This is a genomic window from Streptomyces sp. ISL-36 (assembly GCF_018614205.1).
Taxonomy (GTDB): Bacteria; Actinomycetota; Actinomycetes; order Streptomycetales; family Streptomycetaceae; genus Streptomyces.
Map to the genome: position 1 here is coordinate 40,012 of NZ_JAGGOS010000011.1, position 24,588 is coordinate 64,599.

The following is a 24,588-nucleotide window of genomic DNA, read 5'->3' on the forward strand; positions in this document are numbered from 1 at the left end:
CCGTCGTGCCCTGCTGCTGCTCTGCGTCAGTTCTGGTGCGACTCGTAGTGGGCGACCGCGTCCCCGGTGCGCCCGGCGCCGTACACCCGGAGGAACTCTGCCAGCTCCGGGTGGGCCGGGGCGAGCGAGTCCGCCGCGTCGATGATGTCACCGGCCGCCGCGACCGAGCGGAGCAGCGACTGGATCTCGCGGACCACCCGGCGCACGGTCGGCGCGCCCGAGCTGTTGGTCGTCTGACTGGTGCCGGTCAGCACGGAGCCACCCTGGGACTTCTTGATCTCGTCCATCCGGTCCGTGGCCTCGGCCGCACTGACGCTGCCGTCGGCGACCTGGCTCGCGAGCTCCTGGAGGGCCTGGACACGCTGGACGACCGCCGGGTTGCCGATCTTGGCCCGCTGGCCGCTCATCAGCTGGGAAAGCATGGGTGCCGACAGTCCGAGCACGGCCGCGAGCCTGGCCTGATTCAGCCCGAGATCGTCGATCAGCCGGCGGAAGAGCGCCCCCAGCGGCTCTCCGTACCAACTGCGCTGAAGCTCCCTGGCTCTTGCCGTGGCTTCCTGCTGCGCTGCATCCATTACTTCTCCCCATCCCTGCGGTTCGCCACTGCGAACCTCGGTCAGCATCTTACGGAGCGTGGTCGCGGACCGGGAGTCCCAATCCTTTTGCGGGATGGAGGGGGTGACCCGGTACTCTGTTCTCGTTCCGGGGCCTTAGCTCAGTTGGTAGAGCGCTGTCTTTGCATGGCAGATGTCAGGGGTTCGACTCCCCTAGGCTCCACCGGATCAGCCCCTTCACCTGCTGCGACGCAGGTGGAGGGGCTTTTTGGTGGTTCCGTGGCATTTAGCCCTCGGCTGCCTCGGCTGTCCCTGGGCTGTCCCTGGGCCGGCGCTCGGTCGTCCCTTGGTCGAACCTCGGGTTCCGCTCGAGTGAGCTGCTCACCTTCCACTCCATGAACGTGGCACTGGGTGGCTTGGAACAGGCGTGCAATCGTCGGTACCGACACCGCGGGTCAGTCCTTCACGCCGAATCGCTTTGGGGGAGTGTCATGGATGTTGGGATTCTCGGACCGCTCGCCGTCCGTCTGAACGGACAGTCGATCGTGCCCAGTGCGGGAAAGCCGCGCCAATTGCTCGCGCTGCTGGCCATCAGAGCGGAACGAGTGGTGACCGTGCCGACGCTGATGGAGGAGATCTGGGGTGACGCGATCCCCAAGAGTGCGGCGACCACACTGCAGACGTACATCCTCCATCTGCGCCGGAAGGTGACCGCGGCGCTGCGCGCCGGACGGCCTGGCGCCGCCCCTGACCTGGGCGGGGACGCCAAGGCCGTGCTCACCACCTGCTTCGGCGGCTACCGGCTCGCCGTCCGCCCGGAGGACAGCGATCTGCGCGAGTTCCAGTCGCTTGCGGCCCGTGGCTCGGTCGCGCTGGAGGCCGGCGACGCGCGGGCGGCGTCCGCGATGCTGGAGCGGGCGCTCGGGCTTTGGCGCGGGACGGCGCTGGTGGACGTACCGGTCGGCCGGGTCCTGGGGGTGGAGGTCCTCGGCATGGAGGAGCAGCGCACCCGGGTTCTCGAGCAGCGCATCGAGGCGGATCTGCTGCTCGGGCGGCACGCCTCGCTCCTGGCCGAGCTGCGGATGCTGGTCGCCCGGCACCCGATGAACGAGAACCTGGCCGCCCAGCTGATGACCGCGCTGTACCGGTCGGGCGGTGTCTGGCGGGCGCTGGAGGTGTTCCAGGAGCTGCGCAGGACGCTCATCGAGGAGCTCGGGGTGGAGCCCTCGCACCGTCTGCAGCGGTTGCACCGGGCGGTGCTCTCCGGTGAGCCGGAGCTGGAACCCCGGCACGCCGGGCTCGAGCTGCTGCGGGCCGGAGGCTGAGGCGCCCGGGACGGGCTCAGGCGAGCTCGGGGCGAGCTCGGGGGCGTTCCGGCCCCGGGGCTCGGCCCGGGCTCTGTCGGAGATTCGGTCGGCGGTTGGCTGGCGGTTCGGCCGATGGTTTGGTCGGCAGTTCGGTCGGCGGTTGGTCGGCGGTTGGTCGGCGGGTCCGTCAGACCAGCCAGCCGGACTCGTGCGCGATACGTACCGCGTCGACCCGGTTGCGGGCGTTGAGCTTGGTGACGACCGAGGTCAGATAGTTCCGCACGGTCCCGGTGGAGAGGTGCAGCCGGGCGGCGATCTCCGGCGCCTCGTCGCCCTCGGCGGTGAGACGGAGCACCTCCATCTCCCGTTCGGTGAGCGGGCTTTCGGCGCTGTCCCAGGCGGCCAGAGCCAGTTGGGGGTCGATGGCCCGGTGGCCCGCCGCGATCCGGCGTACCGCCTCAGCGAGGTCCTGGGGCGAGGCGTCCTTCGGCAGGAAGCCCGCCACCTTGGCGTCCAGCGCCCGGCGCAGCACACCGGGGCGGCTCAGGCTCGTCAGGATGAGGGTGCGGCAGCCCGGGAGTTCCTCGGCGAGGAGGGCGGCCGCCTTGATGCCGTCGATGCCGGGAAGGCCGATGTCGATGATCGCCACGTCGGGCCGGACCTTCAGGGCCTCGGGAAGGATCTCGTCTCCGCGCTCGACCTCCGCGACCACTTCGAGGTCGTCCTCCAGGCCCAGCAGCGCCACGAGCGCCCCCCGGACCATCTCCATGTCCTCAGCCAGCAATATGCGTATCACTGTGGTGAATCCCCCCGCATCTTGACCATCTTCACAGTACACTTTTTCGATTTCTGAGTGCTTCCTCCGGTTATACGTATGCAGCGTGTACAGGCGCGACTTATTTGGACGCGGGCGGCTCGGGCGGCGCGGGCAGCACGGGCGGCGGGGGCGGCGGGGGTCCGGTCGGGATCACCGGGCCGCGGCGCAGACGTGCGGGTGCACCGGGGCCCGGGCGGTCATCCGGAACCATCCGTTATCGCTCAGTTCGGTGGTGAGACTGCCGCCGACACGAGTCAGCCGGTGGGTGAGGTTGCCCAGGCCGCTGCCGCCCGGGTCGTCCGCCGTCGTCGCGCGGTCCGCGCCCTCGGGGTCCACGCCGTCGTTGCCGAGGCTGAGTGTGACCACGCCGTCCTTCTCCCAGCACCGGATGGTGCAGTGGTGGACGCGGCTGTGCCGCAGTGCGTTGGTCACTCCCTCGCGGAGCACGGTGGCGAGCACCGTGTCGACCTGGGAGGGCAGCGGCCCTATGTCGATGGCCGACTCCACCTCTATGCCCGCCGCCTCCAGCATCGAGCGGGTGGCGTCCGCCTCCGCGCGCAGTGACATGTCGCGGTATCCGGTGGCGACCTTGCGCACGTCGGCCAGTGACTGGCGGGAGAGGGCGAGGATCGAGTCGGTCTCGTCCTTGGCCCGGTCGGGCATGTTCGGCACCAGTCGGCGGACCAGCTCGGTCTTGAGGGTGATCGCGGACAGGTTGTAGCCGAGCAGGTCGTGCAGGTCCCGGGAGAAGCGGAGCCGCTCGCCGGCGACCGCCAGCCGGGCCAGGTCGGCGCGGTGTGCGTGCAGCCGGGTCACCAGACCGGTCAGGCTGCTCAGTCCGAAGACCACGAGTCCGGTGACGAGCGTGGCCTCCATCGTGTACACGCTGTCGAGCAGGGAGTGGCCGGCGGCCGCCGAGTAGGCGAACAGGGAGAGGCCGATCGTTCCGTAGAGCGGCCAGGCCGCCCGGCCGGGGAGCAGAAGGAGTACGGAACCGGCCAGGAAGCCGCCCATCGCTCCCCACGCCATGTGAAACAGCGCGAGCGGTACGAAACAGAAGACGGCCTGCAGGGTCAGAGTGGTCACGCGGCGCCAGTACGGGCACTGGCGGGCCTGTGGCCGGGAGTGTGCGACCTGGAGGCCGAACACCACGAGGAGGGCGGTGAATCCGACGCAGCTCTCGGCGGGGGACAGCCCGGCTCCCAGGATGTTCACCGCTGTGACCAGGGAATAGCCGGCCATCGCGGCCAGCAGGACGGTGTGCGCCAGTCGCGGGGCCGGCACGTCGGAGTCCTCGTGAGAGAGGTTCACGGCAGTGCTGTCCAGCTCGTCGAACTGCTGTTCACGTGAGTTCATCAGGCGTGACGACTTCTCTGTGGAGGGTAAAAACATACCGGAAGGTATCAATGCCGGGCCGAGCCAGCGGGATGTCCTGTCGGCTTCCGGTCGCTTTCGGTCGGCTTCCGCACGGCTTCCGGTCGGCATCGACCTTGATGAACGGCGCCTGACGCGGGGCGGGTTCCCGGCGGGCGTCCGGTGGGTGGCGGGATGGTGACGGCCGGTGGGCGGCGGGGCGGTGCCGGCCGGTCGGGTGGGGGTTCGTCGCCCGGGGGTGCGGGGTGTGTCGTCGGCCGGTGGGCGGCGGTCAGACGAACAGCGGCAGGGGGTTGAGGCGTTCGTACGGAGTGGGCTCGGTGAGTCGGCCGAGCGCGACCGGCACGTCGAAGAGACGGCCCGGCGCGAAACGTGGCCAGAACTGGCGCATGCCGGGCACGATCACCTTCACGACCGGAAGGCCGATGTCCGGTCGGGTCTGGTCCAGGACGAGCACCTCCAGACCCCGCGCGCGGGCGAGCGCGGTGAGCGCCGCCACGTCCTCGGAGAGATCCGCGCGCGGCGTGTACGTCCAGCTGCCCGGGTGGCTCGGGGCGTGCTCCGGGTCGGGCAGCAGGTGGGGCTGGCCGGTGACGGTGGCGGTGCGCCACCAGGAGAGGGCCTGCGGGTCGTCCACGGTGTAACCGGAGCCGTCCGGGCGGGCGTCGACGACCGCCGGCAGCAGCTGCCCCATCTCGGTGAGCGCGCGGCGCACCGCGATCCGCGGGTCGAGGTGGGCGCCGAAGCCGAACAGCACGTCCTCCGGCGGCCCGTCGGTGCGCCGGGACAGGGCGGCCACCACCGGGATGCCGAAGTCGGAGGTCAGATCCAGCGCCCAGACCTCGCGGCCGAGGGAGCGGTAGCCCGCGCGCAGTGGCTCGATCCAGGTGTCGCCGGAGGCGGCGAAGGCGTCCAGGTCGAAGGCCGGTGCGAGGGTGCGGTTGTACCACCACAGCGCGACCGCGTCGCGCTCGACCAGTTCCAGGAAGCCCTGGACGAAGGCGTCTTCGCGACTGGAACCGGCGGCGTTGCCGTTGGAGTCGGCGCGCAGCGGGGCCGCGGGGTCGGCGTCGAAGTAGAGGAGCGAGGTGGGCAGCAGCCGCTGGACACCCTCGCTCAGGGACCACACCGGGGTCCAGTCGAGGGGGGCTTCCTCGTCGAAGGGACGGCCGACGTACTGGAAGGGGGAGCCCGAGGCGTTCCAGGTCTTCCGGTCTCGCAGCTGCCGGGGGTCGTAGAGCCGGACCGTGTCCGGGTGGACGGCGGCGGGGCCGAGCGCCCGGAAGCTGTCGTGGACGACGGGCTCGTCGCCGTGCCGGGAGCCGCTGTAGCGCTCGACGGCCTCGCACAGGGCGCTGACCCTCGCCTCCTCGGAGGTGAGGCCCTTGCCGCCGCTGAGGGCGCGCAGCCCGGCGCTGTGCCCGGCCAGGGTCGGCGCGCGCATCGCCAGGTTGTGACCGGAGAGGTAGCTGTGGGTGAAGGCGGGGCTGCGCGGGTCGCGGCGCACCTCGCGTACGACGCCGGTGACCGGGCCCACCAGATGGCCGTAGCGCTCCAGCATCCCGCGGGGCGACAGGGCGCGGTGGCCGTTGCCGCCGTCCGCCGCCTTGGGGCGGGGCTCGGGTACGAACGGGGCGCGGATCTGTGCGGCGACCAGGTCCGGGTCGCCGCAGGAAGGGCACTGGGGGCGGCGGGTCACCGGGTGCCGGGCGGAGTCGAGAGTGAGGGCGTCGAGGGTGTGGATGGCGTCGCGGGTCGGACCGGGCACGCCGGCCAGCCACTTGGCGGTCTCCAGAACGGCGGTGTGCAGGCCGGCCGCACGGTTCGCGGCGAGTGAGGCCTCGGGCCGGGCGACCGGATCCGTACTGCCCAGCGCGCGGTGCAGGGGCGCCTCGGAGCCGCGCTGGAGGCGGAGCCGCTCGGCGAGGCAGTGCCAGCAGGGACCGTCGCCGGGGCGCAGGACGGGGCCGGTCCAGGCCTCGGGACCGCCGGGGCCGGCGAGGAGCCAGGGGCGGCCGGCGGCGCGCTGCCGTGCGTCGACCTCGGCGAGGCGGGGGTCCAGGTAGTCGGCGCAGAGCACCAGGGTGACGTCGGCGTCCTCCGCCTCCGCGTCGGGCGGCGCGACGTCGAGTCCGGAAGCGGCGCAGGCGGCCCGCGCCTCCTCGCGCGAGACCGGGCCGTTGAGGACGAGGAGCCGTACGGCCGCCCCGGTGGGCGGGGCGGTCCCGGCCAGGTCCCAGAAGGCCTCGGCGGAAGGGTCGTGGGGGGTGGGGGTGGCGGTGTGGGGCGTCTGTACCGGGGCCGGGGCCGGGGCCGAGGTTGGAGCCGGAGCCGGAGCCGGGCGTGGCGCCGGGTAGGCGCGCAGCAGGCCCGCTGACCAGAGTTCGGCGAGCGCCCGGCGCAGCGCCTCCGGGGTGGGGGGCTCAGGTGAAGGGGGCGCCGGGGAGGGGGCGTGCGCGGACGGGGCACCCGCGGAAGGGGCGTACGGGGAAGGGACGTACGGGGAAGGGACGTCCGCGGAAGGGACGTACGGGGAGGAGGCGTCGGGCGCCGGGGCGGGGGCGGCGGCCTCGCGCAGTACCTCGTCGGGGGTGCGCGTGCCGTCGAGCAGGGGGGCCAGCGCCTCGGCCGGGGCACCGCGCACGGCGCGGACGCCCCGGCCGGAGACCAGATACACCGCCTCGCCCGTCACGACGAGACTCCGCAGATGGCTGCGCCAGCCGATCCGCGGTCCGCCGCCCCCGGCCACCGGTCCCCCCTGTTCGCCCACCGTCGTGTCAGGCAGCGACGGCCTCGGCCGGCTCGGGGGCCAGGACGCAGAGGGTGAACAGCGCCACCGAGTCGGAGGGGACCGTGTCCAGGTCCTCGATCGTCAGCGTGGCCGAGGCCTGCGCCGTGTCCGGGGTGAGGACGGCGGCCCAGGAGGGGTTCTCGGCGAGGACGTGGTTCATGGGGGTTCCTTCCAGGAGCGTTCCAAGAGATACGGATACGGCTGAAGGTGCCGTGACGCAGCGCCTTGGCTGGATTGTGTGAACACCCGATGATCGCGGACCAGTGTTCGCCTCACCAATTCGATGTGACGGATTCACACCCTCGCCCGGGCCCGCACCATTTCGGTGATCGCCACCGTCACGTCGTGGGGCGCGGGCAGACCCGCGATCTCCCTGCTCAGCTCGTCGGTCCTGGCCTTGTACGCCGGGTCCTCGAGCAGCTCCCGGCACGCCTTGGCCACGTTCTCCGGAGAGTCGTCCTGACCGGCCGTCAGCATGATCGCGGCACCGTACTCCGCCAGCCGGGCGGACATCCCGACCTGCTTCGGCATGGCGGGGATCACCAGCTGCGGGACGCCGCACACGATCGCGTGCAGCATCGTGTTGCCGCCGGCCCGGTGGACCAGCAGGTCGCAGGTGCGCAGGACGACGTCGAGCGGAAGCCAGCCGGCCCGTACGTTGTCCGGCAGGTCGCCCAGGGCGTCCGCCATCTCCTGCGGCGCCGCGATGAGCAGCTCCACGTCGAGTCCGGCGACCTTCTCCACCAGGGCGGAGAGGGCGTCGGCCTCGTAGTCGGCGGTGACCCGGCTGCCCGCCGAGACCAGCACGCGCGGTCGGTCGCCCTTCGCGTACATCCAGGGCTCCAGGGCCCGCTGCGTGTTGAACGGCACGTACCGCATGAACTGGGCGGGCCCCGCGTCGGGACGCCGGGCGCCCGGCGGGCAGATCTCCACGTACATGTCCGGGTCGGGGATCCCGGACAGGCCCATCTCCTCCAGTTCCGGCGCCAGTTCGGCCGCGGCGGACAGGTCGATGATGGACGGCTCGCCCATGTTGAGCGCGTGGCGCACCCAGGGCAGGCCGAAGCGGTGGGCCACCAGGGGTGCGGCGTACGAGAGCGCCCCGGCGACCAGGACGTCCGGCTGCCAGCGCTCGACCAGCGGAACGAGACCCTCCATGCTGCCGAGGGCGAGGCGGGCCATGCCGCGGCCGTTGAACAGGTTCCGCTCGTGAGGATCCTTGGGGATCTCCAGCGGATTGCCGTGCCGGTCGCGCTGCATGAAGTCGAACATCGTGCGGGACGTGATCGGGGCGCCGGGCAGACCTGTCGCGGCGACCAGCGGCATCACGTTCTCCGTGGCCCCGACGATCACCTCGTGGCCGGCGTTGCGCGCCGCCAACGCCAGCGGGGTGATGGGGAAGACCGCCCCCGCGCTTCCTCCGGACACAAAAAGGAATCTCATGGCCGCGGACGCTAGGGAGCGGGGGTCGAGCGGCCCTGGAGCCCTGCTGGAAGCGGCGTAAGGGGAGTGAGGGGAGTGAGGGGAGTGAGAGGAGGTGGCGGTAGGCGGCGGTGCGCGGGTGCGCGGGTGCGCGGGTGCGCGGGTGCGCGTGGTGCGCGAGGTGAGGGCGGGAGGGCGGCGGTACGCGGGGGGAGGCGGGTGCGCGAGGGGCTCTTGAGCCGGGCGCGAGCGGGGCCTCGCACAATCCCGCTTGACCTCCAGTGCACTAGAGGTTTCATCCTGGTCCGGACGCAGCGGCCCGACCCCGATTCCCGACGTCCCTTCCGATTCCGAAGGAAGAAACTCCCGATGACAGACACAGCGAAGCCGGGCTCCGCCACGCCCGATTCCGGTGCCGACGCGGTCGACAGGCGCAGAATCCGGCTGATCATGACGGGGCTGCTGCTCGGCCTGTTCATGGCCGCCCTCGACCAGACGATCATCTCCGCGGCCCTGCGTACCATCGCCGACGACCTCAACGGCCTCTCGGAGCAGGCCTGGGCGAACACCTCGTACATGATCACCTCGGTGATCACGACGGCGCTGTACGGCAAGCTCTCCGACATCTACGGTCGCCGCCCGGTCTACTGCACCGCCGTCGGCATCTTCGTCCTCGGCTCCGTGCTGTGCGGCCTCGCCCAGTCCATGACCACGCTCGCGGTCTTCCGCGGTGTCCAGGGCATCGGCGCCGGCGGCCTGATGAGCCTGGCCTTCGCGATCCTCACCGACCTGGTGCCGCTCGCCGAGCGCAGCCGTTACCAGGCCTGGTTCGGCGCGGTCTTCGGTGTCTCGGCGGTCGTCGGCCCGGTCGCGGGCGGCTTCTTCGCCGGACTCGACAGCTTCCTCGGCGCGTCCGGCTGGCGGTGGGCCTTCTTCATCAACGTGCCGATCGGTGTGGCCGCGGCGCTGATCATCGCCGCGCTGGTGCGCGTCCAGCCGGGCCGCGCGCAGCACAAGTTCGACATCGCGGGGCTGCTCGCACTGATCGCCTGCTTGTTGCCGCTGCTCTTCGCCGTCGAGCAGGGCCCCGCGTGGGGCTGGACCGACGCCGGAACGCTCGTCCTGTTCGGGCTCGGAGCGGTCGGCCTGGTCCTCTTCCTGCTGGCGCAGAAGCGGGCGGCCGACGCGGCGCTGCTGCCGACGCCGATGTTCCGCAACCCGCTCTTCTCCGTCTACAACGGTGTGAACGTCCTCGTCGGAGCGGCCGTGTTCGGTGCGCTCTCCGTCCTGCCGCTGTACCTGCAGATGGTCAAGGGCCTGTCGCCCACCCAGGCGGGTCTGATGATGCTGCCGCAGACGCTGGGCATCGTCGCCGCGGGCCGGATCGCCGGCCCGTACGTCACGAAATCGGGCCGCTACAAGGCGGTGCTGCTCACCGGCCTGGTCCTGATGGTCGTCGCGACGTTCTGGTTCGGCCTGCTGACCGCCGACACCTCGCTGTGGCAGACCGGCATTGCCGCCGGTGTGATGGGCTTCGGCATCGGCCTGTGCTGGCAGGTCATGCTGATCGCGATCCAGACGGGTGTCGCGCCGCAGTACATGGGTGCGGGCATGGGTTCGTTCACCTTCTTCCGTCAGATCGGCGGTACGGCGGGCATCGCCGTCTTCCTGTCGATGTTCTTCGGCGCGGTCGGCGAGAAGGTGGCCGCCGCCTACCGTGGCGCGGCCTCCGACCCGGAGTACACGGCGGCCGTCAACGACCCGTCCGTGACCGGGCAGGCCGCGAACAAGGTGCTGCTGGGCGCCCGGGACGGCGACGTGCCGCTGGACAACAGCACCTTCCTCGACCACGCCGACCCGAGGCTGGCGAAGCCCTTCCTGGAGGGCATGGCCGAGGCGATGCAGACGGTCTTCGTGGTCAGCGGGGTGATGCTGCTGATCGCCCTGGTGCTGGCGGCCGTGCCGAAGGAGAAGCGCCGTGAGCCGGCCGCCGGGGCGCCGGGCGGCGCCAAGGAGACAGGGAAGCAGCCCGCGGCCAAGAACTGACCTCCCCCACGCGCCGGGCCTGGGGCCCGGGGCCCTGGAGCCTTCCGGTCCGGAGCCCTGGTCTCCCTCGCGCCTGACCCCGGGATCGATCTCGATCCCGAAGCAGGTGGCGCATCCGCGTGCCGCCCGCCGTTTCGTACGGCGGTCGGGCACGCCCCCGTACGGACGCGTGCTTCATTCCCCCGTGTACGCGTCCCCGAAGGGGGCCGGCCTCTCGCCGGCCCCCTTCCTCACGTTCCGGCACTCTGGGCCGTGGTCCGTGAGCCGTGGTCCGTGAGCCGTGGTCCGTGAGCCGTGGTCCGTGGGTTCCATGTGGCTGCGAGCACCGAGTCCAGCAGGAGTGGACCCGGTCTCTAGGTGGGTTTTCCAGAATCGAGCCCGTAACCAAGGCCCGGGGCGAAGGTGGGAGTGAAGGGTTGCCATGAAGGCGCTGATTCTGTCCGGAGGGATGGGGACCAGGTTGCGTCCCTTCACCTATTCCATGCCCAAACAACTGGTGCCCGTCGCCAACAAGCCGATCCTCGTGCACTGCCTGGAGAACGTCCGTGCCATCGGTGTCGAGGACGTCGCCGTCGTCGTCGGCGACCGTGCCGACGAGGTCCGCGCGGTCGTCGGGGACGGATCCGCCTTCGGCCTCGACGTGACCTACCTCCAGCAGGAGGCGCCGCTCGGCCTCGCCCACTGCGTCTCCATCGCCGAGGACTTCCTCGGCGACGAGGACTTCGTGATGTACCTGGGCGACAACATCCTCGCCGAGGGCATCGCCGAGTCCGCCCGCGCGTTCCGGGAGGAACGCCCCGCCGCCCGGCTGCTGCTCACCAAGGTGGCCGACCCGCGCGCCTACGGTGTCGCCGAGGTCGACGACACGGGCAGGGTCCGCGCACTGGTCGAGAAACCCCAGCAGCCGCGCAGCGACCTCGCCGTGATCGGCGTGTACTTCTTCACCGCCGCCGTCCACGACGCCGTCCGGGCGATCGAGCCCAGCGCCCGCGGCGAACTGGAGATCACCGACGCGATCCAGTACCTCGTGGAGCGCGGCGACCGGGTCCTCGCCGACGAGTACGCCGGCTACTGGAAGGACACCGGCAGCCCCGACGACCTGCTCGACTGCAATCGGGTGCTCCTGGACCGGCTCCCCCACGGCGTACACGGCGAGGTCGACGCGGCCAGTACCGTCGAAGGGACCGTGGTCGTCGAGGCCGGGGCGGTCGTGGAACGTTCGCATCTGGTCGGACCGCTCATCGTCGGCGCCGGAAGCGTCGTGCGCGGCAGCGAGCTCGGCCCGTACACCGCCCTAGGCCGTGACTGCGTGCTGGAGGACGCGGGGATCCGCGACTCCATCGTGCTCGACGGGGTGTCGATCCAGGGCGTGCGCGGACTCTCCGGCTCGCTCATCGGCCGCTCGGCCGCCGTGCGCACCGGCGAGGCGGCCGGACGGCGGCTGATCATCGGAGACCATACGCAGGCGGAGGTGGCGGCGTGAGCGGCGGTGTGAGCAGTGGTGCGAGTGGTGCGAGTGGTGGTGCGAGTGGCGGCATGAGGATCCTGGTCACCGGTGCAGCCGGCTTCATCGGCTCGCACTACGTCCGCGAGATCCTCGCCGGCAGCTACCCGGAGTCCGCCGACGTCCGCGTCACGGTCGTCGACCGGCTCACCTACGCGGGGCGCCGCGACAACCTGCCCGACCACCACGAGCGGCTCGACTTCGTCCACGGCGACATCTGCGACCGCGACCTCCTGGACCGGATCGTTCCCGGCCACGACGCGGTCGTGCACTTCGCCGCGGAGTCCCACGTGGACCGCTCCCTCACCGGCCCCGGCGAGTTCGTCCGTACGAACGTCATGGGCACCCAGCAGCTGCTCGACGCCGCTCTGCACGCCGGGGTGGACCGGGTCCTGCACGTCTCCACGGACGAGGTGTACGGCTCGGTGGAGAGCGGCACCTGGACCGAGCAGAGCCCGCTGCTGCCCAACTCGCCCTATGCGGCGTCCAAGGCCTCCAGCGACCTGGTCGCCCGCGCCTACCACCGTACGCACGGGCTCGACGTCCGCATCACTCGCTGCTCCAACAACTACGGCCCGCGCCAGCACCCGGAGAAGCTCATCCCGAACTTCGTCACCCGGCTGCTGACGGGCAGGCAGGTCCCGCTGTACGGCGACGGCCGCAACGTACGCGAGTGGCTGCATGTGGACGACCACTGCCGGGCGCTGCACCTGGTGCTCACCAAGGGCCGGGCGGGCGAGATCTACAACATCGGCGGCGGCAGCGGTATGAGCAACCGCGAGATGACCGCCCGCCTGCTGGACCTTCTGGGCGCGGACTGGGACATGGTGCGCCATGTCGAGGACCGGCTCGGGCACGACTTCCGCTACGCGATCGACGATTCCAAGATCCGCGAGGAGCTGGGCTACGCGCCCCGCTGGTCGATCGAGAGCGGGCTGGGGTCGGTCGTGGACTGGTACCGCGACCACCCCGACTTCTGGCGTACCTCGGCCTCCTGACCTTCGGCCGACCGGGGTCGCGCCCGGCACCACCCTTCACCACCTGATCACCGCCGGCGTTCCAATGCCCGCGTGCCACCACGTGCGTTCGCCCCGTGCGTTCGCCACGGGCGTGCGCCGCGTGCCTTCGTCACGTGCCTTCCCCACCTGTTCGGCCCTCCGGCCGAGCTGGTGATCCGGTGATCCGGTGATCACTTCGTCATCGTTCCTCACCCTTTCTCACAGAACGGAATCGTCATGTCCGCACTCCGTAGCCGTGCCCGTACCGCCGCCATAGCCGTCCCGCTGGCCTTGGCCGGTGTGATGGCGACCACCTCCGGTGCCCAGGCCGCCCCGGTGAAGACCTACTTCGACTGCCGCGTCGGCACCGTCACCGGCCTCGCGTACAGCACGTACGTCGACGGCGTGGCCCCGGCCACCGTCCGGCCCGGCGCGACCTTCGACGTCACGCTCGACCCGGCCCCGATCACCCCGAACCCCGCCTACAACAAGGAGGTCAAGAACGTCGCGCTGCAGTTCAAGCTGCCGGCCGGCGCCAAGGTCGTGTCCTACGAGGTCGCCGACGGCGGCGCCGCGGGCACCCCCGAGCTGCAGATCGACGGCACCAAGGCCGTGCTGCGCGCCGCGGGCCCGTACGCCGCCAACACCCCCTTCGACCTGCCGAAGATCACCATCAAGCTGAAGGCCCCCTCCACCCGGACTACCCTGGAGACGGCCTTCGGCGGCACGTCCCACGACGACCCGGGCTTCACCTGGACCTTCCTCTCCCCGAACTGGGACGGCGAGGCCCAGCTCGCCTGCTGGCCCGACCAGCCGATCGCGCTGACCAAGACGCTGGTCAAGTAAGCGATTCGTAAGCGATTCCCGTAGTCGACCAGCAGTCGACCAGCGGACGTTCAGCGGACGTTCAGCGGACGTTCGGCAGACGTTCGGCAGACGTCCGGCAGTCGTCTCGCGCGCACCGCGCCGGTCGGTCCCCTTCCGCGGGGCCGGCCGGCGCGGTCGCGCTTGACCTCTAGCGCGGTCGAGGTTGCAGCCTGGAGAGGAAGATCCGGAAGTGGGGAGAGAGCGTCAGTGAAGATCGAGATCTGGTCCGACATCATGTGCCCGTGGTGCTACATCGGCAAGGCGCGGCTCGACAAGGCGATCGAACGCCTCGGTGAAAGCGGCCGTGACGACGTCGACGTCGTCTGGCGCAGCTTCGAACTCCGTCCCGATCAGCCCCGGACGCCCGGTGCTACGCTCGGCGAGATGATGCGGGAGAAGCTCGGTCTCCAACCCGGCGAGACCGTCGAGCTGTTCGAGAAGATCCGCGTCCTGGGCGAGGCCGAGGGCCTGGACATCCGGCTCACCGGCGTACGCCCCGTGAACTCCTTCGACGCCCAGCGCCTGGTGCATCTCGCCGCCGACAGCGGCCTCGCGCACCGGATGAAGAGCGAACTCTTCCGTACCTATCTGACGGAACAGCAGAACGTGGCCGACCACGGCGTCCTGATGCGCACTGCGACCGGCGCGGGCCTCGACGCCGACGCCGTCGAGGCGGTGCTCGCGAGCGACGCCTACGGGGAGGACGTCCGCGAGGACGAGCGGGCCGCCGCCCGCCGTGGGGTCACCGGCGTGCCGACCGTCTTCGTCGACGGCGTACGCGTCGCCACCGGGGTGCCCTCCGTCGACCAGTTCCACCGGGCCCTGGTGGAGGCCGGCTGACATGACCGTCGCCCGACCCGCGTACCACGTCACCGAACTCACCGTCGGACAGCTGTCGGCGCGCAGCGGCGTCGCGGTCACGGCCCTGCATTTCTACGAGTCCAAGGGGCTCATCAAGAGCCGCCGGACGCCCGGCAACCAGCGGCGCTACACCCGGGACACGCTGCGCCGCATCTCGGTGATCCGGGTGGCGCAGCGCATGGGCATCCCGTTGAGCACCGTCCGTGACGCGCTGGCGGAGCTGCCGGAGGAGCGCACTCCCACCCGGGAGGACTGGGCCCGGCTCTCGCAGCGCTGGCGCGCGGACCTCAACGAGCGGATCGAGCAGCTGCTCGCACTCCGCGACGGCCTGGAGGACTGCATCGGCTGCGGTTGCCTGTCGGTGCGGGACTGCCCGCTGACCAATCCGTACGACGAGCTCGGCGAGGAGGGCCCCGGGCCGCGCCGCCTGCTGCGCGAGCCGACGGGCGCGGCGGCACGCGGCCGGACGCGGAACGCCCCCGCGGCGGAGGCGACCGCTCCTGTGGCTGATCCGTGCGGAGGCGTGAGCACGTCGTGCCAGGGTGGCGCGACGGATCCGACGGACTGAGACGTACGGGCCGGGCGCGTACGACGACCGGGGCGTACGGAGCGGAGGCCTGCCCCCGCTCCGTACGCCCCGGCTTTCGTACGGCTCCTTTACTTCTCGCGCTTACTTCTCGCGCTGGAGTTCGCGGGCGTACGCCTCGGCGGCGCCCGCGAAGCCGAGAACGACATGGCCGGCGGCCGAGTGGGCGTCCCGCCAGTGGCGCTGGAGCGGCGCCGTCTCCTGGTGGGCCCGCGTGCCCGCGGAGGCGAAGAGCCGGTCGACGGCGGCCGTGGCCAGCTCGGCGGCGAGGGCGCAGTCCCGGCTGTTGCGGGCCACCTCCAGGTCGGTGACCCGACCGGTGTCCGCCGTGCGGGCCGCCGACTCCAGTAGCAGCGCCGCCGTGTCCGCCTCGCCCGCCGCCCGGCCGAGGACCACGGCCGCCGCGCTCTCCAGACCGCCCGAAGCCGAGGTGTGGCGGGGCGCGGTCCCCTCGCGCCAGGCCGCCAGCGCGGCACGGGCGGCGCCCAGTACGGGGGCGGCGAAACACAGGCCGTTGACGGCCTTGAGTGGCACCCGGTGGCAGGGCGCCTCGGCGTTGTCGGCGACGCCCGTGGCGATCGCGTCCCGGGTGAAGGTCAGCTCGTCCGCCACGAAGACGTCCTCGACATGAAGGGTGTTGCTGCCGGTGCCGCGCATGCCGACCGACGACCATGTGTCCTCGGTGCGCCAGCTGCCGCGCGGTACGGCGAAGAAGCGGGCCACGGGCCGCTCCTCCGTGGTCATCGCGCACACCAGCGCCCAGTCGGCGTGATCGACGACGCTGACGTAGGGCCAGGTGCCGTTGATCCGCCAGCCGCCCTCCTCGCGGCGGGCCCGGCCGAAGGGCATGAGCGCGCCCACGATCAGGGCGTCCGGGCCGCCCGCCCAGATCCGCCGCTGACCGGCCTCGGGGAGGTACGCCGCCATCCGGCCGAGGGAGGCGGTCAGCGAGGCGGCCCAGGCGGCCGAGGTGCAGCCCTCTCCGACCACGGAGACGGCCCGGACGATCTCCTCGAAGGTTCCGGCGTCGCCGCCGTGCCGGCGGGGCACGAAGTGGCGGGCGAATCCGGCGTCCAGCATGAACCGCACGACCTCCGGGGCGAGTCGGCGGTCGCGCTCGGCGGCCTGCGCGTGCTCCGCGGCGATCTTCGCGACATCGGCCGCGGCGACGACGAGGGCGGCGGAGTCGATACGGGAGGCCCCCTGGCCGGACATCCGCGGGGAGATCCGGGGTGCGGTCCGGGGTGAGGTCTGGGGAGACGTGGGCGGGGACGTGGGCGGGGACGTCTGCTGTGTCGGCATCCTTGGTCTGCTCCTCGTGACAGTGCCTCTGGCTGGTGCTGGGCGCCAGCCTCACGCGCGCCGCTCGAGCCGGACTACAGGCCGCCCTGGAAGGCTGCCGGGCCCGGCAGCACCAGGCAGCAGCTCTCCAGGAGGCCCCCTCATGTCCCGCTCCACGTCCGCGCCGCGCGTCCTCGTCCTCGGCGGCAGCGGTTTCGTCGGCCGCCATGTGTGTGCCGCGTTCCTGGCCCGGGGCTGGGAGGTCCACGGCTGGGCACGGCGCGACCGAGGAGCGCCGGGCGTGGTCACGCGCGCCGTCGACCTGGTGCGCGCGGAGCCGGGACGGCTCGCCGCCGAGCTGGCCGCGGTGGCGCCCGACACGGTGGTCAACGCCGCCGGCGCGGTGTGGGGCGTGAACGAGGCGGAGATGGCGGCCGCCAACGAGGCCGCCGTGTCCCGCGTTCTGACAGCGCTGGGGGCCGCGGCGCCCTGCTTCGTCCAGCTCGGCAGCGTGCACGAACACACGGCGGCGACCGCCTACGGACGGATCAAGGCGGCCGCCGCCGCCCGCGTCCTGGCGGCGGGCGGAACGGTGCTGCGGCTGCCGAACCTGCTGGGCCCCGGCACCCCCGAGGGAAGTTTCCTGGGGCGCGTCGGCGCGCAGCTCGCCCGTGCCGCGCGTACGGGTGAGGCGGTGACCGTGACGACGCTCGCCGTACGCGAGCGCCGTGAGTTCCTGGACGTACGGGACGCGGCCGATGCGGTGGTCGCGGCGGCCGACCCCTCCACGGCCCGGAACGTACGGGGCCGGGCCCTCGACCTGGGCACCGGTCACCCCGTCGACGTACGGGAGCTCCTCGACGCGCTGATCCGGATCAGCGGCGTGCCCGCGCGCGTGGAGGAGCGGCTCCCGGACCCGGGGTGGGCGCCGCCCGGCGGCCTGGCCGGGGTGGGTGCCCGGCCGGCCGATCCCGACGAGGTGGCGCGGCTGCTGGGCTGGCGCGCGGTGCGCGGCCCGCAGGAGTCGTTGCGCGGGCTGTGGGAGGCCGCGGCGACGGCTTCCACCGGGCCTCTAGTGACCGGCTAGTGGGCGAGCCCAGGGTGGCGGGGTTCGAGGCGGCACGTCCGCGCCCCCCAGCCCTGTCGGCCCGGCGAAAGGCAACGATCCCGATGGATGCGGAGAAGACGCACATCCTGGAGAGGGTGCGCGAGTACCACCAGGCGAGGGAGGACCGTGAGTTCGTGCCGGGCGTGACCCCGGTGCAGCCTTCGGGCGCGGCGCTGGACGCGAGCGACCGGGTCGCGCTCGTCGAGGCGGCGCTCGACCTGCGGATCGCCGCCGGGCCGAGCACGCAGCGCTTCGAGCGCGACTTCGCCCGCTACTTCGGGCTGCGCAAGGCGCACATGACCAATTCGGGATCCTCGGCGAACCTGCTCGCCCTGACCTCACTGACCTCGCACACGCTGGGCGAGCGCAGGCTGCGGCCCGGCGACGAGGTGATCACGGTGGCGGCCGGGTTCCCGACGACCGTCAACCCGATCATCCAGAACGGCCTGGTCCCCGTCTTCGTCGACGTCGAGCTCGGTACGTACAACACGACCGCCGAGCGGGTCCTCGCCGCGGTCGGCCCGCGCACGAAGGCGATCATGATCGCGCATGCGCTGGGCAACCCGTTCCCGGTGGCGGACGTGGCCGCGATCGCCGCCGAGCACGGCCTGTACCTCGTCGAGGACAACTGCGACGCCGTCGGTTCCTACCACCGTGGCAGGCTGACCGGCACGTTCGGCGACCTGACCACGACCAGCTTCTATCCGGCGCACCACATCACGACGGGCGAGGGCGGCTGTGTGCTCACCCGTCATCTGGCGCTCGCGCGGATCGTGGAGCAGCTGCGGGACTGGGGCCGTGACTGCTGGTGCGAACCGGGCAAGGACAACACCTGCTTCAAGCGGTTCGACTACCAGCTGGGGACGCTGCCGCACGGCTACGACCACAAGTACATCTTCACCCACCTCGGCTACAACCTGAAGGCGACCGACATCCAGGCCGCGCTGGGTGTCAGCCAGCTGTCGCGGCTCGACTCCTTCGGCAAGGCCCGGCGCGCCAACTGGCAGCGGATGTACGAGGGTCTGGCGGACGTTCCCGGGCTGCTGCTGCCCCGGGCGACGGAGCAGAGCGACCCGAGCTGGTTCGGCTTCGTGCTCACCGTGCTGCCCGACGCGCCGTTCGCCCGGCGGGGCCTGGAGGATTTCCTCGGCTCGCGGAAGATCGGCACCCGGCGGCTGTTCGGCGGCAACCTCACCCGGCACCCCGCCTACCAGGGCCGCGACTACCGGGTGGTGGGCGAGCTGACCAACTCCGACGTCATCACCGAACACACCCTGTGGGTGGGCGTCCATCCCAGCCTGACCGACGAGATGATCGACCATGTCGCGGGCAGCATCCGGGAGTTCGCGACGTCGGCACGCTGAGACACGTAGCAGGAGGTAACGGGAGGGGGAGGAGGCCCGGTCACGGGCCCCTCCCCCTCGTCATGTGCGTCCTGGGTACGTGCCCTCGGCGTGCGGCCCCGGTGCGTGGATTCAGTGCAGCCGGCGGACCGCCTCCGCGAAGATCTCCGGCACGGGCGGCAGCGCGTCGAGCGCCGCCAGGTAGCGGGTGCGGCCCTCGGCCAGCCGGGCGCGCTCGTCCGGATCGTGGAGGACGGCGTCGAGCGCCGCCACCGTCCCCTCGGTGTCGAGGAGTTCGGCCCGGCGGAAGGTCTCGGCCAGCGGGTTGTCCGCGAGCAGGGGCCGGATGACGGAGTTCCAGCGCAGCGGCCACATGCTGTACGGCTCCAGGACGCCCGGCGTCCCTGCGTCCTGGCCCTCCGCATGCGGTCCGTCCGGTCCCTCGGCGTCCCGTCCTTCGGTGTCCGGTCCTTCGGCGTGCGGTCCTTCGGTGTCCGGCCCTCCGGCGTGCGGTCCTTGGGCGTGCGGTGCGTCCGTGACCGGGCCGCTGTGCCCGATGTACACCGCGGGCAGGTCCGAGAAGACGGAACGGACCAGCGCCGAGGCGGGCACGTGCAGGGACAGCACCGCGTCCGAGGCGTCGAGGAGGTCCTGATAGCGGTCGGGCGCGCAGGCCGGCACGCGGTGGGTGCGCTCGGCCGGCAGCCGTTCCAGACCGTCCAGATCCGGCCCGACGACCAGGAAACGGGTGGTGGAGGGCAGCCGGCGCAGTACCGCCGCGACCCGCTCCGGCACCCGCCGGGCGAGCCCGCGGGTCGTCGGGTCCTCGACCGTCTGGGCGTACCGCTGCCAGCCCGAGACGGACAGCGAGAGGAGACGGTCCCCGTCCCCCAGCCCGAGGGAACTCCGCACGGCGCGACGGGCCTCGGCGGTGGGCCGGGGCAGCGGGCGCATGAAGGGGTAGGTCAGGGCTCGGCTGCCGGGGCCCGGGTCGGGGCGCGCCCAGGGGGCGGGCCGCAGCTGGACGGGCATGTCGAGGATCCTCCGGTCCACCTGCAGGTCGAGGCCGAAGTGGTCGATGCGGAAGTCGGTGTTCTCCCACTCGTACAGGTCCAGCGGGATCACCGGGACGCCGAGCCGCTCCACGAACCAGGGATCGGTGCGGTAGACGCGGTGCATCATCAGCCAGTACGAGAGGTAGTCGCTGAGGACGATCACGTCGGGCCGTTCGGCCCGTACGACGTCCTCGATCACCGTACGGACACCGGCTCCCATCGTCGCGTCGATCACGGTGCCGGGCACGCCCGCGGCCCGGATCTGCGGTGCGTTGTGGGTGTCCACGACGAAGTGGGCGGTGATCCCGGCGGGGGCGAGCAGTCCGGCCAGGCCCAGGCCGGTGGTGACCTCGCCGTGGGTGCCGACGACCGGGGCGATGAACAGCAGCTTCATGGTTGGTCCCGTTTCCCGTGGTGGAGGTCGGGCCCCGGCCAGCGGGGCAGGATGCCCCGTTCCAGAGCCGTACGCAGCGACGGCGCCCCGGCGTCCTTCGCGGACAGCAGGGGCGGCTCGTCGAAGCCCCAGGGCAGCGCCAGTTCGGGGTCGAGCGGGTCGATCTCGAACTGGGTGCCCGGTACATGCGCGGTGGAGAGGGCGTAGGAGATGCAGGTGTCGTCGGAGAGGGCGAGGAAGCCGTGACCGAGGCCCTCGGAGACATGGACGGCCACCCCGTTCTCGGGCGTGAGCAGGGTGCTCGCACTGTTCCCGAACGTCGGGGAGCCGACCCGCAGGTCCACGACCATGTCGCGCAGCACGCCGCGCACGCAGGTGACGTACTTCGCCTGGCCGGGCGGGATCAGCACACCGTGGACACCGCGCAGCGTGTTGCGGCGCGAGGTCGAGTAGTTGATCTGCCGCACCTCGAAGGGGCGGCCGACGGCCTCGCTCACCAGATCCGTGCGAAGCGACTCGAAGAACGTGCCGCGGGGGTCGGGCCACTGCCGCGGGGTGATCACATGGGCGCCCGGTACCTCCCGGAGCTCTCGGATGTCCATCCTCGTCGCCCCTCAGATCTTCACGAGGTGGGCCGCCCGGCGGACGGCGTCGACCAGCTCGGCCTGGCGGAGCACCGGGGCGGTGTCGACCGCGTCACCCCGGCCGGCTCCGTGCACGGCCTCGGCGAAGGCGGCGACGGCCGCGGTCGCCTGGTCGTGCGCGGGAAGGACCCGCTCCTCGGAGCCGTCCGCGCGCTCGATCCGCAGGACCGGACGGTGGCCGGCGGGCGGCGAGTACGCCCGGTCGAGGGCGAGGCTGCCCTCGCTGCCGAGGAGCCGCCAGCCCGCCGTGTAGGCGTGCTCCATGCCGAACACCAGGTGGGCGCCGGCCCCGGTGACGGGGTCGCCGAGCAGGGCGCTGCCCCCGAGGTCGACACCGCGCGCGGCGTCGTGGCGCAGGACGGCGCCGTGCACCCGCAGTTCGGGGCCGAGCAGCAGGGAGGCCAGCCGGAGCGGATACACACCGATGTCGAGGAGGGCTCCGCCGTCGAGGTCGGCGCGGTAGCGGATGTCGTCCGCGGGGCGCGGCGGGATCGTGAACGAGGCGCTCAGCGCCCGTACGTCACCGATCACGCCGGCGGCCACCAGGTCCCGCACGGCCGTGTACGCGGCGTGGTGGACGAAGAGGTAGTTCTCGGCGAGGACGAGGCCACGCTCCCGGGCGAGGTCCAGCAGGCGTGCCGTGTCGGCGGCCCGTGCGGTCAACGGCTTCTCGGCGAGGACGTGCTTGCCCGCGCGCAGCGCGCGCTCGGTCCACCGGGCGTGCAGGGCGATCGGCAGCGGCACGTACACGGCGTCCACATCGGGACGTTCGAGGAGCGCGTCGTACCCCTCGACGGCCGCGCAGCCGTACGTCTCGGCGGCGGCCCGGGCCTTGTCGGCGCTGCGGCTGGCGATCACCGTCGGTTCGGTGTGCGGGGAAGCGGCGAAGGCGGGCAGCATCCTGCGCAGCGCGATGTCGGCACAGCCCGCGACCCCGATCCGCAGAGACCTCGGGGGCGGGGTGGGCGGGGTGTGCGCCGTGTTTGGCGGACTGGTGGGTGCCGGGCTCGTCGGGCCGACGGGTACCGGGCTCGTCGGGCCGGTCGGTGCCGGGCTCGTCGGGTCGACGGGTGCCGGGCTCATGGGGCCGCTCCGTGGTCGGGCAGGGTGCGGACGCACGCCAGAAGGGTCCGCGCCTCCACGTCGACGAGGTTGCCGATCCGGCCGGCGCGAGTGAGCTGTCGTACCGTCATCCAGGTGTAGTCCTCGGGTACGTCGACGGGCACCTCGTCCCCGTCCAGGACGAGGTAGCGGTTCTCCGCGTGGTAGAAACGGCCGCCCTCCTCGGAGTGGACGGCGTCGAAGAGCACCTGCTCGGGCCGTGCGGTCAGGACGGCCTCCAGATAGGGCGGGCGGGGCGCGCCGTCGGCCAGGTTGCCCGGGTTGCACTGCACGGTGGGTCCCAGCTCGACGGCGTCGAACGTCCCCGCCTCGGCGCGGGCCTGCACCAGCAGATGGCGCTCCCCGTGGATCTCCTTGCTGACGAAGGCGATCACTCCGCGGCCGACCGGTGCCAGCATCGGCTGCGACCAGGAGGTCACCTCGCGGCTGTCGGCCTCGACATCGACGCCGATGATGCGGAAGTACCGGCCCGATTCGTGGACGATCTCACCCCGTTCGGGGTCGCGGCGCCAGCCGCCGACCCGGCTCAGCGGGATCGTCGTGCGCTCGGGACGGTGGCGCACCTTGGCTTCGGTGAACCAGTGCAGCAGCGCCGCTGTGTCGTGCAGGGGTTTCTCCATCACCCGCTCCGACGCGGGACCCTCGCGGGGTTCGTCCGGCAGCCCGGCCAGCACGGTGCGCGAGTCCATGTTGACGAGGTTGTCGACCCGCAGCAGCTCCGCCATCACCGGGCGCGGCACCCAGCAGAAGTCCTCGTGGACGGGGACGTCTCCGGTCGTCTCCACCACGATGTTGCGGTTGCGCTTGCCCAGGAACCATGAGCCCTGCTCGCTCTGCAGTGCGTCGTAGTGGACCCGGTCCCCGGCCCCCGGCCTGAGGAAGTGGTCGATGTAGCGCACGGCGGAGCCGCGGTGCACCCGGGTGTAGTTGCTGAAGGTGGCCTGCACGGTCGGCGAGAGCTGCAGCGTGTTGATGTTGCCCGGCTCCATCTTGGCCTGCATCAACAGATGCGGCACCCCGTCGAACCGCTTGATCAGCACACCCAGGACACCCGTCTCCGGCTGCCGGATGATCGGCTGCGTCCACGAGGGCCCGTCCGGTTCCTGCCGGCCGTACCGCAGGCCCTCGACGGAGAAGAACCGGCCGCTGCGGTGGCGGACGTCGCCGCTCACCGGGTCGGTGTACCAGCCCTCCAGGTCGTGCAGCGGCGCCGGGGTGATGCGGTAGCGGTGGGCCGCGCCCCGCTCGGCGAACCAGGTGTGGAAGTCGGCCGCGTCCTTGATCCGCATCAGCCTGCCACCCCCTGGCTGACGGACAGGTCGGAGACGGTCAGCCGTGCGCCTTGGCCGTGCGGGGAGTCCGCGATGAGGGCAAGGCCGGGCGTGAGGGACGCGGACCGCACGGTGGAGAGCCGCCCCGGCGTCCAGGAGTCCGCACGCGCCGGCTCGGGCAGGCCGTGTCCCAGCCGCTCTACGGCGAACACCTCGTCGCCGTCGAGCAGCCAGCGGGCGACGCCCGACTCCGGGTGCACCACCAGGGCGCAGCGGTGGCTGTCCGAGGGCCGGCGCGAGGCGAGCGGCACGCTGTACGAGAATCCTCCCCGCGTGCCGTCCGGTGCGGGCACCCGGCCGTACAGCGCCCAGACCCGTGCGTCGGTCAGCGCGAAGTCCATGATCAGCCCGGCGTCGCGGTCCAGTACGACGAGCGCGCCCGCGCCGTCGCGTATGTCGTCGTCCGCCGCCCCGTCCCTCACGACCCCCAGTACTTCGGTCGACAGGGTCGCCGACACGGTCAGCGTGGCTCCGTCGGTAGCGCATGCCGGGCCGAAGGCGGCCCAGCGCAGATGGTCGACCGCCTCCCCTTCGGGCGGCACCACGAAGGCCGGACGGCCGGTGTCCCGGTCGGTGCCGGTGGGCTCGACCACCAGGCCGGCGGCCGTGGCGCGGGCGATGCCGTCCCCGGCCGCGAGTGCCCCCGTGGGCCGCAGCGACCAGGGGCCCTCGGGCCGGGTCCGGGGGTCGCGCACCCGCAGCCCTTCGGCGAAGTCGTCGTGGAAGAGGAGCGTCATGGCGTTCTCCGTACTCTCCGGGCTCTCTGGTCGGTGAGGGGCGAGGCGGACGGCCGACCGGGGGCGGCGGGGCCGGGCCGGCGATGTTTCACGTGAAACACGACGGAGGCCGCTCGGTCGCACCGGAGCGTGCCGGAGCGCACAAGGCCGTGCCGGGGTCGGCCACCGCGAAGGCCCGCCCGCCTGCCGGGTGATGTTTCACGTGAAACCGAAGAAGGGTCAGGCGGTGGGGGTGGAGGCAGGGGCAGGGGCAGGGGGAGGGGTGGGGACGGGGGTGGCGGTGCCGGAGCGCTCCAGGGCGCGGGCCGCCGCCTCGACGATCGCCAGCCGCCCCTCCAGGCCGGTCGCGGCGGCCGAGACCATGACCCCGAGCGTGGTCACGCCCACGTCGGCGTAGTCGCGCATCCTGTCCGCGATCCGGTCGACGGGGCCGATCAGCGCCGTAC

At 72.2% G+C, this 24,588-nt stretch carries 21 protein-coding genes, 1 tRNA gene and 1 pseudogene; 10 read left to right on the plus strand and 13 right to left on the minus strand.

Features of this window, described 5'->3' with window-relative positions; translation table 11 throughout:
* Window positions 1–26: 26 nt before the first annotated feature.
* Window positions 27–575: a DNA-binding protein gene (locus J7E93_RS02150; RefSeq protein ID WP_158988547.1), complete on the minus strand. Its 549-nt coding sequence runs from the start codon at window positions 573–575 to the stop codon at window positions 27–29.
* A gap of 129 nt (window positions 576–704) precedes the next feature.
* Between J7E93_RS02150 and J7E93_RS02155 the strand changes: the two genes are divergently transcribed.
* Together J7E93_RS02155 and J7E93_RS02160 are read left to right on the plus strand one after the other, a co-directional pair.
* Window positions 705–777, plus strand: a tRNA-Ala gene (locus J7E93_RS02155).
* Between the two features lie 268 nt (window positions 778–1,045).
* The gene (locus J7E93_RS02160; protein WP_215065490.1) at window positions 1,046–1,879 is read left to right on the plus strand and encodes an AfsR/SARP family transcriptional regulator; all 834 of its coding nucleotides are present in this window, start codon (window positions 1,046–1,048) and stop codon (window positions 1,877–1,879) included.
* A gap of 169 nt (window positions 1,880–2,048) precedes the next feature.
* Here J7E93_RS02160 and J7E93_RS02165 read toward each other — a convergent pair whose 3' ends face one another.
* From J7E93_RS02165 to J7E93_RS02185, 5 genes are all read right to left on the minus strand, one after another.
* Complete coding sequence (locus J7E93_RS02165; RefSeq protein ID WP_215065491.1) at window positions 2,049–2,657, minus strand: LuxR C-terminal-related transcriptional regulator; 609 nt, start codon at window positions 2,655–2,657, stop codon at window positions 2,049–2,051.
* Between the two features lie 171 nt (window positions 2,658–2,828).
* Window positions 2,829–4,034: a sensor histidine kinase gene (locus J7E93_RS02170; protein WP_215065492.1), complete on the minus strand. Its 1,206-nt coding sequence runs from the start codon at window positions 4,032–4,034 to the stop codon at window positions 2,829–2,831.
* Window positions 4,035–4,323: 289 nt separating this feature from the next.
* The gene (locus J7E93_RS02175; protein WP_308367587.1) at window positions 4,324–6,801 is read right to left on the minus strand and encodes a TOMM precursor leader peptide-binding protein; all 2,478 of its coding nucleotides are present in this window, start codon (window positions 6,799–6,801) and stop codon (window positions 4,324–4,326) included.
* Window positions 6,802–6,829: 28 nt separating this feature from the next.
* Window positions 6,830–7,003, minus strand: a complete 174-nt coding sequence (locus tag J7E93_RS02180; RefSeq protein ID WP_215065494.1) for a hypothetical protein — start codon at window positions 7,001–7,003, stop codon at window positions 6,830–6,832.
* Between the two features lie 134 nt (window positions 7,004–7,137).
* Entirely contained in the window at window positions 7,138–8,286 is a 1,149-nt protein-coding gene (locus J7E93_RS02185; protein WP_215065497.1) for a glycosyltransferase, read from the minus strand.
* Window positions 8,287–8,634: 348 nt separating this feature from the next.
* Here J7E93_RS02185 and J7E93_RS02190 point away from each other — a divergent pair, with 348 nt between their 5' ends.
* The 6 genes from J7E93_RS02190 to soxR all read left to right on the plus strand — a co-directional run bounded on the left by J7E93_RS02190 (window position 8,635) and on the right by soxR (window position 15,109).
* Window positions 8,635–10,311 (plus strand): MDR family MFS transporter, encoded by a 1,677-nt coding sequence (locus J7E93_RS02190; protein WP_215065498.1) that lies wholly within the window; start codon window positions 8,635–8,637, stop codon window positions 10,309–10,311.
* A gap of 421 nt (window positions 10,312–10,732) precedes the next feature.
* On the plus strand, window positions 10,733–11,794 hold the full coding sequence (locus tag J7E93_RS02195) for a glucose-1-phosphate thymidylyltransferase (RefSeq protein WP_215065499.1): 1,062 nt from the start codon (window positions 10,733–10,735) through the stop codon (window positions 11,792–11,794).
* Window positions 11,795–11,847: 53 nt separating this feature from the next.
* Window positions 11,848–12,813, plus strand: a complete 966-nt coding sequence (gene rfbB / locus J7E93_RS02200) for a dTDP-glucose 4,6-dehydratase (RefSeq protein ID WP_215065500.1) — start codon at window positions 11,848–11,850, stop codon at window positions 12,811–12,813.
* Window positions 12,814–13,050: 237 nt separating this feature from the next.
* Window positions 13,051–13,659 carry a hypothetical protein gene (locus J7E93_RS02205; RefSeq protein WP_215065501.1) on the plus strand — a complete coding sequence of 203 codons (609 nt, stop codon included), beginning with the start codon at window positions 13,051–13,053 and terminating at the stop codon, window positions 13,657–13,659.
* Window positions 13,660–13,887: 228 nt separating this feature from the next.
* The gene (locus J7E93_RS02210; protein WP_215065502.1) at window positions 13,888–14,520 is read left to right on the plus strand and encodes a DsbA family oxidoreductase; all 633 of its coding nucleotides are present in this window, start codon (window positions 13,888–13,890) and stop codon (window positions 14,518–14,520) included.
* A 1-nt stretch (window position 14,521) separates the two neighbouring features.
* Entirely contained in the window at window positions 14,522–15,109 is a 588-nt protein-coding gene (soxR, locus tag J7E93_RS02215; RefSeq protein WP_215065503.1) for a redox-sensitive transcriptional activator SoxR, read from the plus strand.
* A 102-nt stretch (window positions 15,110–15,211) separates the two neighbouring features.
* Here the strand turns inward: soxR and J7E93_RS02220 are convergent, their stop codons facing one another.
* On the minus strand, window positions 15,212–16,429 hold the full coding sequence (locus tag J7E93_RS02220; RefSeq protein WP_285440863.1) for a hydrolase: 1,218 nt from the start codon (window positions 16,427–16,429) through the stop codon (window positions 15,212–15,214).
* A 142-nt stretch (window positions 16,430–16,571) separates the two neighbouring features.
* Between J7E93_RS02220 and J7E93_RS02225 the strand changes: the two genes are divergently transcribed.
* Together J7E93_RS02225 and rfbH are read left to right on the plus strand one after the other, a co-directional pair.
* Window positions 16,572–17,495, plus strand: coding sequence for an NAD(P)-dependent oxidoreductase (locus J7E93_RS02225; protein WP_215065504.1), 924 nt, complete (start codon window positions 16,572–16,574; stop codon window positions 17,493–17,495).
* Window positions 17,496–17,578: 83 nt separating this feature from the next.
* Window positions 17,579–18,880, plus strand: a complete 1,302-nt coding sequence (gene rfbH / locus J7E93_RS02230) for a lipopolysaccharide biosynthesis protein RfbH (RefSeq protein WP_215065505.1) — start codon at window positions 17,579–17,581, stop codon at window positions 18,878–18,880.
* A gap of 111 nt (window positions 18,881–18,991) precedes the next feature.
* Here the strand turns inward: rfbH and J7E93_RS02235 are convergent, their stop codons facing one another.
* The 6 genes and pseudogenes from J7E93_RS02235 to J7E93_RS02260 all read right to left on the minus strand — a co-directional run.
* The gene (locus tag J7E93_RS02235; protein ID WP_215065506.1) at window positions 18,992–20,308 is read right to left on the minus strand and encodes a DUF6365 family protein; all 1,317 of its coding nucleotides are present in this window, start codon (window positions 20,306–20,308) and stop codon (window positions 18,992–18,994) included.
* Window positions 20,305–20,910, minus strand: coding sequence for a dTDP-4-dehydrorhamnose 3,5-epimerase family protein (locus tag J7E93_RS02240; protein ID WP_215065507.1), 606 nt, complete (start codon window positions 20,908–20,910; stop codon window positions 20,305–20,307). The genes J7E93_RS02235 and J7E93_RS02240 overlap by 4 nt, the downstream gene beginning before the upstream one ends.
* Before the next feature lie 12 nt (window positions 20,911–20,922).
* On the minus strand, window positions 20,923–22,035 hold the full coding sequence (locus J7E93_RS02245) for a Gfo/Idh/MocA family protein (protein ID WP_215065508.1): 1,113 nt from the start codon (window positions 22,033–22,035) through the stop codon (window positions 20,923–20,925).
* Complete coding sequence (locus J7E93_RS02250) at window positions 22,032–23,363, minus strand: NDP-hexose 2,3-dehydratase family protein (protein WP_215065509.1); 1,332 nt, start codon at window positions 23,361–23,363, stop codon at window positions 22,032–22,034. The genes J7E93_RS02245 and J7E93_RS02250 overlap by 4 nt, the downstream gene beginning before the upstream one ends.
* A complete protein-coding gene (locus J7E93_RS02255) occupies window positions 23,363–24,142 on the minus strand; it encodes a DUF6081 family protein (RefSeq protein WP_215065510.1) in 780 nt (259 codons plus the stop codon). Before J7E93_RS02255 ends, J7E93_RS02250 begins: the two co-directional genes overlap by 1 nt.
* Before the next feature lie 219 nt (window positions 24,143–24,361).
* Window positions 24,362–24,588 (minus strand): annotated as a pseudogene (locus tag J7E93_RS02260) (hypothetical protein); the annotation flags it as partial.

What these genes read in the sequence shown, in the direction of transcription:
- J7E93_RS02225 (WP_215065504.1), top strand. Translation starts at nt 16,572, where the DNA reads ATGTCCCGCTCCACGTCCGCGCCGCGCGTCCTCGTCCTCGGCGGCAGC.
- J7E93_RS02185 (WP_215065497.1), bottom strand. Translation starts at nt 8,286, where the DNA reads ATGAGATTCCTTTTTGTGTCCGGAGGAAGCGCGGGGGCGGTCTTCCCC.
- J7E93_RS02190 (WP_215065498.1), top strand. Translation starts at nt 8,635, where the DNA reads ATGACAGACACAGCGAAGCCGGGCTCCGCCACGCCCGATTCCGGTGCC.
- rfbH (WP_215065505.1), top strand. Translation starts at nt 17,579, where the DNA reads ATGGATGCGGAGAAGACGCACATCCTGGAGAGGGTGCGCGAGTACCAC.
- rfbB (WP_215065500.1), top strand. Translation starts at nt 11,848, where the DNA reads ATGAGGATCCTGGTCACCGGTGCAGCCGGCTTCATCGGCTCGCACTAC.
- J7E93_RS02240 (WP_215065507.1), bottom strand. Translation starts at nt 20,910, where the DNA reads ATGGACATCCGAGAGCTCCGGGAGGTACCGGGCGCCCATGTGATCACC.
- soxR (WP_215065503.1), top strand. Translation starts at nt 14,522, where the DNA reads ATGACCGTCGCCCGACCCGCGTACCACGTCACCGAACTCACCGTCGGA.
- J7E93_RS02235 (WP_215065506.1), bottom strand. Translation starts at nt 20,308, where the DNA reads ATGAAGCTGCTGTTCATCGCCCCGGTCGTCGGCACCCACGGCGAGGTC.
- J7E93_RS02195 (WP_215065499.1), top strand. Translation starts at nt 10,733, where the DNA reads ATGAAGGCGCTGATTCTGTCCGGAGGGATGGGGACCAGGTTGCGTCCC.
- J7E93_RS02245 (WP_215065508.1), bottom strand. Translation starts at nt 22,035, where the DNA reads ATGAGCCCGGCACCCGTCGACCCGACGAGCCCGGCACCGACCGGCCCG.
- J7E93_RS02220 (WP_285440863.1), bottom strand. Translation starts at nt 16,429, where the DNA reads ATGCCGACACAGCAGACGTCCCCGCCCACGTCCCCGCCCACGTCTCCC.
- J7E93_RS02180 (WP_215065494.1), bottom strand. Translation starts at nt 7,003, where the DNA reads ATGAACCACGTCCTCGCCGAGAACCCCTCCTGGGCCGCCGTCCTCACC.
- J7E93_RS02150 (WP_158988547.1), bottom strand. Translation starts at nt 575, where the DNA reads ATGGATGCAGCGCAGCAGGAAGCCACGGCAAGAGCCAGGGAGCTTCAG.
- J7E93_RS02160 (WP_215065490.1), top strand. Translation starts at nt 1,046, where the DNA reads ATGGATGTTGGGATTCTCGGACCGCTCGCCGTCCGTCTGAACGGACAG.
- J7E93_RS02205 (WP_215065501.1), top strand. Translation starts at nt 13,051, where the DNA reads ATGTCCGCACTCCGTAGCCGTGCCCGTACCGCCGCCATAGCCGTCCCG.
- J7E93_RS02170 (WP_215065492.1), bottom strand. Translation starts at nt 4,034, where the DNA reads ATGAACTCACGTGAACAGCAGTTCGACGAGCTGGACAGCACTGCCGTG.
- J7E93_RS02250 (WP_215065509.1), bottom strand. Translation starts at nt 23,363, where the DNA reads ATGCGGATCAAGGACGCGGCCGACTTCCACACCTGGTTCGCCGAGCGG.
- J7E93_RS02255 (WP_215065510.1), bottom strand. Translation starts at nt 24,142, where the DNA reads ATGACGCTCCTCTTCCACGACGACTTCGCCGAAGGGCTGCGGGTGCGC.